This is a genomic window from Nocardiopsis algeriensis (assembly GCF_014203695.1).
Lineage (GTDB): Bacteria > Actinomycetota > Actinomycetes > Streptosporangiales > Streptosporangiaceae > Nocardiopsis > Nocardiopsis algeriensis.
Genome location: NZ_JACHJO010000011.1, coordinates 73804 through 87078 on the forward strand (window position 1 = coordinate 73804; position 13275 = coordinate 87078).

General features: G+C 71.0%; 10 protein-coding genes and 1 tRNA gene. 5 read left to right on the forward strand and 6 right to left on the reverse strand.

The features are described from left to right. Positions 1-282: 282 nt before the first annotated feature. Entirely contained in the window at positions 283-1068 is a 786-nt protein-coding gene (locus FHS13_RS17800) for a hypothetical protein (RefSeq protein ID WP_184293075.1), read from the reverse strand. A gap of 293 nt (positions 1069-1361) precedes the next feature. On the opposite strand from FHS13_RS17800, the gene FHS13_RS17805 reads away from it, so the two are divergent. Then, on the forward strand, positions 1362-3098 hold the full coding sequence (locus FHS13_RS17805; protein WP_184293076.1) for a GAF domain-containing sensor histidine kinase: 1737 nt from the start codon (positions 1362-1364) through the stop codon (positions 3096-3098). Positions 3099-3150: 52 nt separating this feature from the next. On the opposite strand, the gene FHS13_RS17810 is transcribed toward FHS13_RS17805, so the two are convergent. The 3 genes from FHS13_RS17810 to FHS13_RS17820 all read right to left on the reverse strand — a co-directional run bounded on the left by FHS13_RS17810 (position 3151) and on the right by FHS13_RS17820 (position 6491). Then, a complete protein-coding gene (locus FHS13_RS17810; protein WP_184293077.1) occupies positions 3151-3822 on the reverse strand; it encodes a response regulator in 672 nt (223 codons plus the stop codon). A 175-nt stretch (positions 3823-3997) separates the two neighbouring features. Next, entirely contained in the window at positions 3998-5449 is a 1452-nt protein-coding gene (locus tag FHS13_RS17815; protein ID WP_184293078.1) for an amidase, read from the reverse strand. Positions 5450-5471: 22 nt separating this feature from the next. Next, entirely contained in the window at positions 5472-6491 is a 1020-nt protein-coding gene (locus tag FHS13_RS17820) for an NAD(P)-dependent oxidoreductase (RefSeq protein WP_184293079.1), read from the reverse strand. A gap of 264 nt (positions 6492-6755) precedes the next feature. Between FHS13_RS17820 and FHS13_RS17825 the strand changes: the two genes are divergently transcribed. Further along, a complete protein-coding gene (locus FHS13_RS17825; protein ID WP_184293080.1) occupies positions 6756-7430 on the forward strand; it encodes a GntR family transcriptional regulator in 675 nt (224 codons plus the stop codon). 150 nt (positions 7431-7580) lie between these two features. On the opposite strand, the gene FHS13_RS17830 is transcribed toward FHS13_RS17825, so the two are convergent. After that, complete coding sequence (locus tag FHS13_RS17830) at positions 7581-9050, reverse strand: NAD-dependent succinate-semialdehyde dehydrogenase (RefSeq protein ID WP_184293081.1); 1470 nt, start codon at positions 9048-9050, stop codon at positions 7581-7583. A 145-nt stretch (positions 9051-9195) separates the two neighbouring features. Here FHS13_RS17830 and FHS13_RS17835 point away from each other — a divergent pair, with 145 nt between their 5' ends. Together FHS13_RS17835 and FHS13_RS17840 are read left to right on the forward strand one after the other, a co-directional pair. Next, complete coding sequence (locus FHS13_RS17835; protein WP_184293082.1) at positions 9196-10452, forward strand: aspartate aminotransferase family protein; 1257 nt, start codon at positions 9196-9198, stop codon at positions 10450-10452. A gap of 161 nt (positions 10453-10613) precedes the next feature. Then, a tRNA-Arg gene (locus tag FHS13_RS17840) sits at positions 10614-10689 on the forward strand. Between the two features lie 119 nt (positions 10690-10808). On the opposite strand, the gene FHS13_RS17845 is transcribed toward FHS13_RS17840, so the two are convergent. Next, entirely contained in the window at positions 10809-11879 is a 1071-nt protein-coding gene (locus FHS13_RS17845) for a tyrosine-type recombinase/integrase (protein ID WP_184293083.1), read from the reverse strand. A gap of 222 nt (positions 11880-12101) precedes the next feature. Between FHS13_RS17845 and FHS13_RS17850 the strand changes: the two genes are divergently transcribed. Next, positions 12102-13103, forward strand: a complete 1002-nt coding sequence (locus FHS13_RS17850) for an HNH endonuclease (RefSeq protein ID WP_184293084.1) — start codon at positions 12102-12104, stop codon at positions 13101-13103. Positions 13104-13275 lie beyond the last annotated feature (172 nt).

Below are 13275 nucleotides of genomic sequence, written 5' to 3' on the forward strand. Positions count from 1 at the left end.
AGTGTCCTTCCGGGTTGCGGAGTCTGGAGTTCTTCGGGGGAGGGAGCCCTCCCTCGCGGGAGGGGCTCCTCACGGAGTGGCCGGTCGCGCCGGGAACGGGCGGACGCGGGCCCTCGGTCCTCGACCTGGCGGGCCGTCGACCGGCGTGAACCTCGCGGAACGGGGCTCACGTCGATCCCCAGGGAGTACGGGAGTGGTTTCTCTCCGTGTCGGGAGAAGGGTGTCCCGGGACTGGGCAGGGCATGCCGGGGAGGCGGTCGCGACGCGACCGGGAGGGCTGCGCTAGTCCGGGGAGAAGGTGGGCTCGTCCGCGTTCTCGGCGGGAACCGAGCGCAGGACGTGCCGGGCGGCCTGGACCTGGCCGGGCTCGGGTGCGGGAGCACCTGCGGTGGGGAGGTGAGCGGCGACGGCCGGGGCGCCGGAGGAGGCGGACGAGGGCGCGGAGGTGCTGCCGCCGTGCTGCGGGGCGCGTTCACCGCCCGAGAGCTGCGCGCCCTCGGTGGAACCCGCCGAGCCTGCCGACGGCTCGGGGGTCGCCGCGTCGCCGGAGACCGCGCCCTCCGCGGCGGTGTCGCCGACGGACGCCGGGGCGGTACCGGGGTCATCGCGCTCCACCACCGCTGCGGCGGGCTCGGGAGCCGGGGCCTCGGTGACGGGCCCGGGCTCGACCGGCTCGGGCGCGGTCTTCGGCCGGGCCCGGTCGGCTCCGCCGCCGTACACGTCGCCCACCGTGTCGAGGACGTGCTCGGCCATCTCTGCGGCAGGCGTGACGGAGACGAGGGGCAAGGGTGTGTCGGGCACCGCGGCGACGTCGTCCAGGCCGTCGTCGGCCCCGGTGACCGCGGTGGTGAGCGGATCCTCCACGGCCGCGGTCCGGCCGATCACCTCGTCGACGGCGGGCACCACGCCCGGGATCTCGTCCGCGCTCGCCGGGTCGGGCGAGGCGAGCCATCCGGTGAACAGCACCCCGGCCACGGCCGCGGCGAGCAGCAAGGCCCTGCGCAGCGGTGCGGACAGCACGGCGGCGCGAGCGCCGGGAGCGCTCGAGGAGCCGTGGGTTCCAGACACCGGGGGTTCCTTCCACCGTGGGACGAGGGAGCCGGCGCGCGGGGCGCGATGCACCGGACTCAAGGGGGCGACCGGGAAAAACACCTGGTCCTCGTGTCGCCGACTGGTCGCGACGTTAGCATGAATTGATCGGCCGGTCCCCGCTTCTTCAGGAATTCCCCGGTCGGGTCGGGCAGTGTCTGCGCAGCCAGATGTGGCAGACCCGGATAAAACCAACGACAATTCCCCTGATTGCCCTTCAAGGAAAAACACACCTTGCGAGACCGATCGGCTCCGCGGAGGTTGACCGAGACATGACCGAACTCCCTCAGGGCCCCCAACTGGCCCACAGACGGCTGGACGACCTCCTGACCGAAGTGCACTCCCTGTCCCCCCGCCTGTCGGACCAGGGGCGCATGCACTCCCTTCTCCAGGCGGTCCTCGCCATCGGCAGCGACCTCGACCTGCAGACCGTGCTGCGGCGGCTCACGGAGGCGGCCGCACAGCTCGTCGGCGCCGCCTACGCCGGACTGGGCGTGGTGGATGAGGACGGCAGCTTCGCAGAGTTCATCCCCGTCGGGTTCACGAAGGAGCACGCCGAGCAGATCACCCGGTTCCCGCACGGCAAGGGCGTCCTCGGTGTCCCGCTCCAGAAGCGGAGGGCCCTGCGCCTGGCCGACCTGCGCGAGCACCCCGAGTTCATCGGCTTTCCCGCCGGGCACCCGCCCATGTCGAGCTTTCTCGGCGTGCCCATCCAGGTGCGGGGGGAGGTGTTCGGCAACCTCTACCTCGCCGACAAGTCCGGGGGTGCGGAGTTCGACGAGGAGGACGAGGTGATGGTGAGCGCACTGGCCACCGCCGCCGGCGTGGCGATCGACAACGCCCGCCTGTACGAGGAGGCGCGGCAGCGCGAGCGGTGGCTGGCCGCCACCACCGAGATCACCACCCGCCTGCTCTCGGGCGCCGACAGCCCCGAGGTGCTCGCCTACCTGGTCCGGCAGGCCCGCGAGATCGGCAGCGCGGACACCGCCGCGATCCTGCTCCCCGACCCGCGCGCCCGCGGCCACCTGTTCGCGGAGATCGCCGACGGGCCCATCGCCCAGGAGATCCTCGGCACCGCCGTGGACATCCACGACTCCGTGTGCGGGGAAGTGTACGAGTCCGGGGAGCCGAAGGGCATTCCCGACCTGAGGCAGGCCAACTGCCCGATGCTCACCCACCGGGGGTACGGCCCCGGCCTGACCGTCCCCCTCGGTACACCGGGCAACACCCGGGGCGTGCTGCTGCTCGGCAAGCTCGCCGAGAGAGCGCCGTTCACGGCCTCGACCCGGCGGATGCTCCACGCGTTCTCGGTGCAGGCGGGGGTCGCCCTCGAACTGGCCGAGGCCCGCCGCGCCTCCGAGCGCCTCGTGGTGCTGGAGGAGCGCGACCGCATCGCCAAGGACCTGCACGACGTGGTGATCCAGCGTCTGTTCGCCTCGGCGATGACCCTGATGAGCACGATGCGGCTGTTCTCCTCACCCGAGGCGGAGGAGCGGGTGCGGCGCACCATCGACGAGCTCGACTCCACCATCCGCGAGATCCGCTCGACGATCTTCGCGCTGCAGAACCCGCCGAGCCACCAGGACACGTCGCTGCGCGAGCGCATCCTCAAGCTGGCCGAGAGCACCGCCTACAGCCTGGGCTGCCACCCGGGAGTGGGCCTGGACGGGCCGATCGACGCCTCGGTGCCCGACGAGATCGGGGAGCAGCTCCTGGCGGTGCTGGGGGAGGCCCTGAGCAACGTGGCGCGCCACGCGCGGGCCACCGAGGTGCACGTGTCGGTGGCGGTCGAGGAGAACGCCGGCCGCCCCGCCACGCTGGCCCTGACGGTGACCGACAACGGCGTGGGCCTTCCGGAGGAGGGACGGCGCAGCGGCCTGCGCAACATGGAGGACCGGGCCCGGGCCCTCGACGGCGAGTTCTTCGCCCGCCGCGGCGAGACCTGCGGCACGGTGCTGTCCTGGAGGGTCCCCGTCCCCGACGACAGCCTTCCGGTGGACGCCTTCTGACCGCTGCGGGCCGGTGGCGGGGCCGGCCGCAGCGGGTTCAGCAGCGGTGGGGTCAGTAGCGGCGGGTACGGAGTTCGGCGACGAGGACGGCGGCCTGGGTGCGGCGCTTGAGGTCGAGCTTGGCCAGCAGGGCCGACACGTAGTTCTTCACGGTCTTCTCGGCGAGGTAGAGGCGCTCGCCGATCTGCCGGTTGGTCAGACCCTCGCCGATGAGGTCGAGGATCTGGCGCTCCTGCGGGGTGAGCTCGGCCAGGGGGTCGGGCTCGGACTGGGCACCGCGCAGGCGCTCCATCATCGCGCCGGTGCTGCCGGAGTCGAGCAGGGAGCCGCCGGAGGCGACCGTGCGCACGGCCCCGACCAGGTCGGCTCCGTGGATCTGCTTGAGCACGTACCCCGAGGCGCCCGCCATGACGGCGTCGTACAGGGCCTCCTCGTCGGCGAAGGACGTGAGCATCAGGCAGGCGATCCCGGGATGTCCGGAGCGGATCTCCCGGCACACCTGGACACCCGAACCGCCGGGAAGGCGGACGTCGAGGACGGCGACGTCGGGCACCACGGCCGGAATGCGCGCCAGCGCCTGCTCCGCCGTCCCGGCCTCGCCGACGACGGTCATGTCCTCCTCCGTCTCCAGCAGGGCCGCCACCCCGCGACGGACCACCTCGTGGTCGTCCACGAGGAAGACCCTGATCTGCCCGTGGGCGCCCTCGGTTCCTCCGCCCGCCATACCGAGCCTCCTCATCCCCTGCACTGCCGCCGACACGTGTCGACACGTCTCCGACGTAGAACGGTAGTACGCTCCACGAACGGTGCGGGGGTCTTATGGCACACAAGTGCTCCGACAAAGGTCCTACACTCTGACAATTCCCTGTTTGTGGACAGAGTTCCTGCCATGAGGGGGATCACGGGCGCTGATCCGCCCAGGGCCGGGCGAGCTCCAGGGCCCGGCAGGCAGCGAGGACACTCACGTCGGCATGGCGCGGGCCGACCACCTGGAGGCCCACCGGAAGCCCCTCGGACGTGAATCCGCACGGCACGCTCGCCGCCGGCTGCTGCGTCATGTTGAAGGGATAGCTGAACCCCGCCCACGCGGTCCACCTCTCCCCCGCCATGTGCGGCGGCGACTCCAGGCCCGCGGCGAAGGCGGGGAACGGCGTCGCCGGGGTGATGAGCAGGTCGTACCCCTCGTGGAAGCGGCCCATCAGGGCACCCATCTCCATGCGCAGCGCCATGGCGGTGAGGTAGTCCTGCGCGGAGAGGGTGAGCCCCCTCTCCACGATCTCCCTCAGCCCGGGGTCGAGCAGCTGCCGCTCCTCCGGGGAGAGCCGGTCCGTGGCCTTGGCCGCACCGGAGTACCAGAGGACCTCGAACGCGTCGCGCGAGTCGGGCAGGCCGGGCTCGGCCTCGTCCACGTGGGCCCCCAGGGCAGCCAGGACCGCGACCGCGTCGGCGACGGCTCCGGCGACCTCGGGGTGGACGTCGATTCCGCCCAGCGTGGGGCTGTAGGCGATCCGCAGGCCGCGGGCGAGCTCGGCCGGGTCGTCGCGCAGCCGCACCTCGGCCAGTCCGGGCGCCGGGGGAGCCAGCGCCGCCCAGTCCCGGGAGTCCGCTGCCGAGACGACCTCCAGCATGAGCGCGGCGTCCCCGACGGTCCGGGTCATCGGCCCGGTGTGGGCGAGGGAGCCGAAGGGGCTGGCCGGGTAGTGCGGGACCAGGCCCCAGGTGGGCTTGATCCCGAAGATACCGGCGAAGCTCGCCGGGATGCGGATCGAGCCGCCGCCGTCGGTGCCGGTGGCCAGCTGCCCCATTCCGGCCGCGACGGCAGCCGAGGCGCCGCCGCTGGAGCCGCCCGGGGTGGTGGAGGGGTCCCAGGGGTTGCGGGTGATGCCCGTCAGCGGGCTGTCGGTGACCCCCTTCCAGGCCAGCTCGGGGGTGGTGGTCTTGCCGGTGAACACGGCGCCTGCCTCGCGCAGTCGCGCCACCACCGGGGAGTCCTCGTCCCAGGGGCCGCCGCGGGGCGTGGTGACCGAGCCCTTGAGCGTGGGGTGGCCGCGCAGCAGGTGGACGTCCTTGACCGCGGTCGGCACGCCGTCGAGGGGGCCGATCGGCTCGCGGCGGCGCCAGCGCTGGGCCGAGGCGCGGGCGGCCCGGCGCGCCTCGTCCTCGAGGACGAGGCAGTAGGCGTTGAGCTCGGGGTCGCGTTCGGCGATGCGGTCCAGGACCGCGTCGACCGCCTCCACCGGGGACAGCGCCCCGGTGGCGTACGCGGCGAGCAGGCGTTCGGCGGACAGGTCGGCCGGAGTGGCGGGGGCGGTCTCCCCACCGGTCGCGGCCCGTGTGGAACGGATCGTCACTTCAGCCTCCCTGGTGCGGACCTCAGCCGGGCACGTAGCCCCGGTCCTTGTCGACGACGTTGCGCAGCTCGCGACCGTCCAGATAGCGGGCGAGGTTGTCCAGGAACAGGTCGACCAGTTCCTCGCGCCACCCGACGACGTCGCCGGACATGTGCGGAGAGACCACCGACCCGGGGAGCCCCCACAGGGGGCTGATCGCCTTGAGCGGTTCGCGTTCGAACACGTCGAGGGCGGCACCCGCGATGCTCCTGGAGTCGAGGGCGGCGGCCAGGTCGGGCTGGACCACGACGGGACCGCGTGCGACGTTGATCAAGCGGGCGGTCGGCTTCATGAGTTCGAGGAACCGGCGGTCGACCAGACCGCGCGTGGCGTCGGTGAGGGGCGCCGCGATCACCACGTAGTCGGCGTCGGGGAGCACCTCGACGAGGGTGGACTCCCCCGCCTCGGCGGTTCCGGCCGTGCTGGAGAGCACGACGTCGCCGAAGTCGGGGTCTCCTCCCCGCGCGTGGCTCCCCGCGCCGGACACGGTCATGCCCACGGCCCGGAGCTTGCGGGCGACGGCCCGGCCGATCGGCCCGGTGCCCACGACGAGGGCGTGCTTGCCGGCGACCCGCTCGGTCTCGCGGTGCTCCCAGCGGTGCTCCTCCTGGAAGCGCCAGGTGCGGTGGAAGTCCTTGGCGAAGGCGAGGACGAGTCCGAGGACGTACTCGGCGACGGGCTCGTCGAAGACGCCGCGCGAGTTGGTGACCACGGTGTCGCTGCCGATCAGGCCGGGGAACATCAGGTTGTCCACCCCGGCGGTGGCGGAGTGCACCCACCGGAGGGAGTCGGCGGCCGACCAGGCGTCGGCGAGCGCCTCGGAGAAGAGGTCCCACACCAGGAGGACGTGTGTTCCGGGCAGCTTCGCGGCCAGGTCGTCGGCCGTGGCGTAGTCGACCCGCCCCAGGCCGGGGAAGCTGTCGATCTTCTCGTGCCCGGGCGGCAGGGCATCCCCGTGAAGGACGAGAACGCTGGTGTCGGCGGGCGGGGTGGAACTGTTCACGGGCTTGTTTCTCCGGTGTGAGACGGCGGTTGTGGGAGGTCGTCCGGGCAGAGGTGTCCCGCACCGGCCACGCTAGGTAGCCGACATGTGATTGTCAACAATCGACAATCTGGATGTCTCGGGCGAAACGCTCTTTCCGAACCCCCTCACGGGCATCACTGCCCCGAACACGGGGGTCTATGGCCGCCCCCGGAGGAGGTTTTGTACCATTGTCGACAATAGACAATCCCGGATCGTCCGTCCCCCCAGGAAGGAAGGCGGCCCATGTCTGCCCGAGGCCGACTCAGCCCTGTCCCCCGGCGGTCCACCGCCGAACTGATCGCCGACCAGCTGCGGTCGGCGATCATGTACGGCTCGCTCGCCCCGGGGGACCAGCTCGGCGAGGTGGACCTGGCTGCGCGGCTGGGCGTGAGCCGCGGCCCGCTGCGCGAGGCCATGCAGCGGCTCTCCCAGGAAGGACTGCTGCGCAGCGAGCGGCACAGGGGCCTGTTCGTGCGCGAGCTCACCCCGGACGACGTCCGCGACATCTACGTGGCCCGGCTCGCGGTGGAGCGCGCCGCGTGCGAGCTGGTGGTGCGCGGCAACCGGGGCGAGGCGGTGGCCCGGCTCACCCCGGCCGTGGAGAGGCTGGCAGAGGCGGCCGGCACCGGCGACCGCGACGAGATGAGCGACGCCGACCAGGAGTTCCACCGGACACTGGTGAGCTGCTCGGGCAACACCCGGCTCGAGCGCATGGCGCAGACCTTGCTGGTGGAGACGCGCATGTGCCTGGCGGCGATGCAGCAGGCCTACCCGGAGCCCGGCGAACTCCTGGAGGAGCACCGCCGCATCCTCGACGCCATCGCCGACGGCGACGAGGAGCGGCTCCTGGAACTCATCGAGGCCCACATGCTCGAGGCCGTCGAGCGCATCAACGGCGAGGCCGCCGGGGACTCCTGAACTCCACGGGGAGCGGCAGTCCTCCCCCGCTCCCCGTGGTCTTGTGTCCACGGCACACCCGGAGCAGAAAGTCTCCGGAGTCTGCAGCCTTGGCGCCCGGCCCAAGGCATCGAACTTGGCCGCAAGTACAAGATCATCGGAGTTCAGGGCCTAGGAGCTCAGGCCGCCGATGCCCACGTACTTGGTCTCGAGGAACTCGTCGATGCCCACGTTGCCTCCCTCGCGGCCGAGGCCCGAGTGCTTGACACCCCCGAAGGGAGCGGCGGGGTTGGAGACCACGCCCTGGTTGAGGCCGACCATGCCGGCGTCCAGGTTCTCGCTCACCCTCAGCCCGCGGTCGAGATCGCGGGTGTAGAGGTAGCTGACCAGGCCGTACTCGGTGTCGTTGGCGAGGCGGACCGCCTCCTCCTCGGTCTCGAAGGGCAGCACGGGCGCCACCGGGCCGAAGATCTCGGTGGTGGAGAGCTCGCTCTCGACGGGCACGTCCGCGAGCACGGTCGGCTGGAAGAAGTGGCCGGGGCCCTCTCCGGCGCCACCGCCCACGACGACGCGGGCACCGCGCGAGACCGCGTCGTCGACCAGGTTCTGCACCTTCTGGAGGGCCTTCTCGTCGATGAGCGGGCCGACGTCGACGCCCTCGTCCAGGCCGCGCCCCACGCGGAGGGCACCCATGCGCTCGGCCAGGCGCCGGGAGAACTCCTCGGCGATGCCGGCCTGGGCGTAGATGCGGTTGGCCGCCGTGCAGGCCTCGCCGATGTTGCGCATCTTGGCGAGCATCGCTCCGTCGACGGCGGCGTCCAGGTCGGCGTCGTCGAAGACCAGGAAGGGCGCGTTGCCGCCGAGCTCCATGGAGGTGCGCAGGACCTGGGGCGCGCTCTGCTCGATGAGCTTGCGTCCCACGGGGGTCGAGCCGGTGAAGGAGACCTTGCGGATGCGGCCGTCGGTGAGCAGCGGTTCCGTGATCCCGCCGGCATCAGTGGTGGGGATGACGCTGAGGACGCCCTCGGGAAGGCCCGCCTCGGAGAGGATGCCCGCGAGTGCGAGGGCCGACAGCGGGGTCTGCTGGGCGGGTTTGAGGATCATGGTGCACCCCGCGGCGACGGCCGGGCCGATCTTGCGGGTGCCCATCGCCATGGGGAAGTTCCACGGGGTGATGAGCATGGAGGGGCCCACGGCCTGGCGCATGACGAGGAAGCGCGACCTGCCGTCGGGCGCGACGGAGAAACCGCCCCCGATGCGGACCGCCTCCTCGGAGAACCAGCGCAGGAACTCGGCGGCGTAGGCAATCTCCCCCTTGGCCTCGGCCACGGGCTTGCCCATCTCCAGGGTCATGAGAACGGCCAGGTCCTCCTGGCGTTCCATCAGCAGTTCGTAGCCCCGGTACAGGATCTCGCTGCGGTGGCGGGGCGCGGTGCGGGACCAGCTCTCCTGGGCCCGGTGCGCGGCGTCGAGGGCGTCGAAGGCGTCCTCCTTGCCCGCGTCGGCGACCTCGCAGAGCACCTCGCGGGTGGAGGGGTCCTCGACGGGGAAGGTGGCTCCCGAGGCGGCGTCGCGCCATGTGCCACCCACGAACAGGCGCTTCTCCACCTGCGCGACGACCCGTGCTTCCTGTTCCGACATGTTCACAGCTCCCGGTCGAGAGAATTCGTGTGGGATCAGACCTGCCCGAGGAGCGCCCCCTGGACACGCCGCGTCACGGATGTTTCCATGGTCCTGTCGATTGTCAACAATCCTACGGACTCCCGACAAGGAATCGAGGCATCGCATGGCGGAGCTCTCCCCTGCCCTCAAGCAGGCGACCCCGGTCGTCGCCGCGCGCGGCGAGGGTGTCCACATCCACGACGAGGACGGCCGCCGCTATCTCGACTTCACCGCCGGCATCGGCGTGACCAGCACCGGACACTGCCACCCGAAGGTGGTGGCAGCCGCCCAGGAGCAGGTGGCAACCCTCATCCACGGCCAGTACACCACCGTGATGCACCGGCCGCTGCTGCGACTCACCGAGAGGCTGGGAGAGGTCCTGCCCGAGGGCCTGGACCGCCTGTTCTACGTCAACTCCGGCAGTGAGGCGGTGGAGGCGGCGCTGCGCCTGGCCAGGCAGGCCACGGGGCGGCAGAACGCGATCGTGTTCCTCGGCTCGTTCCACGGCCGCACCATGGGCGCCGCGTCGCTGACCACCTCCGGCACCAAGATCCGCGCAGGCATCGGTCCTCTGGTCCCGGGTGTGGTGGTCTCCCCCTTCCCGTACGCCTACCGGCTGGGGATGTCGGAGGAGGAGGCGACCGAGTTCGCACTGCGCGAACTGGACCTCCAGTTCGCCACCGTGACCTCTCCTCTGGACACCGCGGCGGTGTTCGTGGAGCCGGTGCTGGGCGAGGGCGGCTACGTCCCCGCGCCCGACGCGTTCCTCCAGGGGTTGCGCGAGCGCGCGGACCGGCACGGGTTCCTGCTGGTGGCCGACGAGGTGCAGACGGGCTTCGGGCGCACGGGCACCTTCTGGGGGCACGAGCCCTCGGGGATCCGCCCGGACATCGTCATCACGGCCAAGGGCCTGGCCAGCGGTTTTCCGCTGTCGGCCATCGCGGCGCCCGCCGCGATCATGGAGAAGGCCTGGCCCGGCTCCCAGGGAGGCACCTACGGCGGCAACGCCGTGGCGTGCGCCGCAGCCCTGGCCACCCTGGACGTGATCAAGGAGGAGGGCCTGGTGGAGAACGCCGCCCGCATGGGCGACCGACTGCGCCGGGGACTGGAGAAGGTGGCCGGGTCCCACCCGGAGATCGGTGACGTGCGCGGGCGCGGGCTGATGCTCGGCAACGAGTTCACCGCCCCCGACGGAACGCCCGACGGCGCGACCGCGCAGCGCGCCCAGCAGGCCGCCGCCCGCCACGGCCTCCTCCTGCTCACCTGCGGCCCGGCCGGCAACGTGGTGCGGATGATCCCGCCGCTGATCGTCGACGGCGAGCAGGTGGACACGGCCCTCTCCCTGTGGGAGACCGCCGTCGCCGAGGCCGTCGGAGGCTGACTCCCGGGCATGGATCGCCATGGGCCCGCCATGGGCCGCCGCGAGGCGGTCCATGGCGCGGCTCACAGCAGCACATGGCGCAAACCCACTCCATGGCCGTGATAGAGTCGGAGACGTCGCCAGGGAGGCCGCAAGGAAGCCCGGGCGGGACAACAGAACAAGCACTCGTAGCTCAATGGATAGAGCATCTGACTACGGATCAGAAGGTTGGGGGTTCGAATCCTCCCGAGTGCGCCACCTTGAGACAGTGGAGAAGAGCGCCCGACCTGCTAACCACAGGCCGGGCGCTCTCTTTTGTGCCACCCCGTGCGAAGACGCGATCAGGGCCGCAGTGCACATTCATTGCACACGGACCCTCAGGCGGCGAGTACCCGCGTCCGGGCGGCGTCCATGGCCTCGGCGACCTCGTCCAGGCGGTCGGGGAACAGGTGCCCGTAGCGGTCCAGGGTCATGGTCGCGGTGGCGTGCCCGAGCATCGCCTGGACCACCTTCACGTCGGCCCCCGCGGCGATCGCCAGGGAAGCGGCGGTGTGCCGGAGCTTGTGCGACGTGAGCCCGAGCCCGTCCAGGCCCGCCGCCTTCACGGCCTTGCCGAACTCCCGGTTGCGCCAGTTGCGCAGCCGCAGCGGCGCCTCCCGCCGCGTGGTGAAGACCAGTGCGTCATCGGGGCGTCCCTGGACGAACGGGCGCAGCTCCTCGGCCAGGAACGGCAGCAGGGGCACCGTCCGGAACCTGCCCGTCTTGGGGAGCTGTTCGATGAGTTCGCCCTCCACCTCGGCGAAGGCCGTCACCACCCGCACACGCCGCCCGGTCAGGTCGACTCGCCCCACGCGCAGCGCGGCGGCCTCGTTCCAGCGCAGACCCGTGTAGGCCAGCAACAGGATCAGCGCGCGGTTGGCGTGTGCGGCGGCGGTGACCTGACCGTACTTCGTGTGCAGAGCACCGCCCGCGGTCGCCAGCGCCTCCACCTGGGCATGGTCGAGGTAGACGTGTTCGGCTTCACTCGGCTTGGGCAGCGGCACGCCCCGGGCGGGGTTGGAGGACAGACGCCGCGGCACGCACCACTGCAACACCATCGACAGCACCCCGTGCGCCCGCCTGGTCTGGGAGGCCCCGAGGTTCGCGCCGCCCTCGTCCCGCGGTTTCTGGAGTTGCGCCACCCACACGGCCACGTCCTCACCATGAACTGCCGAGAGCGGGAGGTCTCCCCAGCGGGGAAGGACGTGCGTGTCCAGGAGTGAGCGGTACTTCCACCAGGTGGACCGCTTGATGTCCGTGCGCGTGCTCAGCCACTTCTCAGCCATCTCCGCCACGGTGGCCTTGGCGTCGTGCGGGTTGCGGTAACTGCCCTCGTGAAGGCTGTTCTCGATCTCGGTCTGGCGCTTCTCGGCGTCCGGCTTCTTCTCAGCGGAACAAGAGATCGGCATCCTGGTCTACAGCGGCCTGTTCATCGCCGACGACACGGGAATCCTGCGGCTTCTCGGAGCGCGGGCAAGTACTGTCTGGGGTCACGGCCCCAGCGCTGCCGGGCACCTCGGCTCGAAGCCGTGGTGACCCATGCGCACAAGTCCGGAAGACCGCAGGCCGCGGCAGCCCATCCGGCCGGTTCCACACCTTCAGGTGTCGTCTGCCGCGTCTAGGCTGGCGCCATGCCCCTGACGGACATCACCCGGGACGCGGTCCTCCAGGCGATCGCGGAGTACGACGACCTCGGCCAGGACGACTTCCTCGACACCTACGGCTTCAAGCGCGCGGTTTCATACGACCTCGTCCACAACGGCAGGACGTACGACTCCAAAGCCATCTGCGGCGTCGCCCACAAATACGTCACCGGACAGGCCCTCCCCGCTTCGAAGTTCTCCGGTGGAGCGGCCACTGTGGGCAAGAAGCTCAGTGCACTCGGCTTCGAAGTCCGCTCCAACCTCAGCATCCCCTGGGCCTGGGACGAACTGATCCTGGCCTGCGACCTGTTGGCCCGACACGACTGGACGCCGCTGGACACCTCCAGGCCCGAAGTGGTCGAGCTGTCCAGAATCCTGAAACTTCTCCCCCTGCACCCGCAGGAGAAGCGCCCCGCCAACTTCCGCAGCCCCTCCAGCGTCCGTCTGAAGATGGCCAACATCCACAACTGGCACAAGGACAACAAGAACAGAAAGACCAACGGCAGCGCCCTGGACCGCGATATCCACCAGGCTTTCGTGGAGGACCCCGAGCGTATGCACGCCGCGGCCAGGAGCATCCGCGAAGGCGTCATCTCCGGGGAACTGACTGAGCTTCCCCCCTTCGAGGAGGAAGCAGACGAGGAGATCAGCGCCCCCGAGGGCCGTCTTCTCATCCGCAAGCACTACGCCCGCGAGCGCAGCCGCACGCTCCGTACGCAGAAGATCAAGCAGACCCGCGCTCAGGGCAGGCCCATCGCCTGCGAGGCGTGCAGCTTCGACTTCGCCGAGGCCTACGGCGACCGCGGAGACGGCTACATCGAGGTGCACCACATCGTCCCCCTCCACCACGTAGGGGAGAGTACGACTCGCCTTGAGGATCTCGCCCTGCTGTGCGCCAACTGCCACCGCATGGTCCACGTGTCCAAGCCCTGGCTGACCGTCGACCAACTGAGCGCGCTCGTGGCGAAGCAGCGCCCGAAGAAGGACTGATCCAGACCCCAGGCACCGGAGTCAGTGCACATCCATTGCACACGGCTCCGGGAAGGGGCCGGTAGCGTCGGGAAGCCCTCGGAACGTTCGTGCAGGTCAGCGCGGATTTCGGCCTCTCCCCCGCAGGCTCCGGACCCCCACCGGCAGACCAGAAGGTTGGGGGTTCGAATCC

Bases quoted from the DNA above. Each gene is read 5' to 3' on its own strand.
- FHS13_RS17805 (WP_184293076.1), top strand. From the start codon at position 1,362: ATGACCGAACTCCCTCAGGGCCCCCAACTGGCCCACAGACGGCTGGAC.
- FHS13_RS17810 (WP_184293077.1), bottom strand. From the start codon at position 3,822: ATGGCGGGCGGAGGAACCGAGGGCGCCCACGGGCAGATCAGGGTCTTC.
- FHS13_RS17825 (WP_184293080.1), top strand. From the start codon at position 6,756: ATGTCTGCCCGAGGCCGACTCAGCCCTGTCCCCCGGCGGTCCACCGCC.
- FHS13_RS17830 (WP_184293081.1), bottom strand. From the start codon at position 9,050: ATGTCGGAACAGGAAGCACGGGTCGTCGCGCAGGTGGAGAAGCGCCTG.
- FHS13_RS17835 (WP_184293082.1), top strand. From the start codon at position 9,196: ATGGCGGAGCTCTCCCCTGCCCTCAAGCAGGCGACCCCGGTCGTCGCC.
- FHS13_RS17845 (WP_184293083.1), bottom strand. From the start codon at position 11,879: ATGCCGATCTCTTGTTCCGCTGAGAAGAAGCCGGACGCCGAGAAGCGC.
- FHS13_RS17850 (WP_184293084.1), top strand. From the start codon at position 12,102: ATGCCCCTGACGGACATCACCCGGGACGCGGTCCTCCAGGCGATCGCG.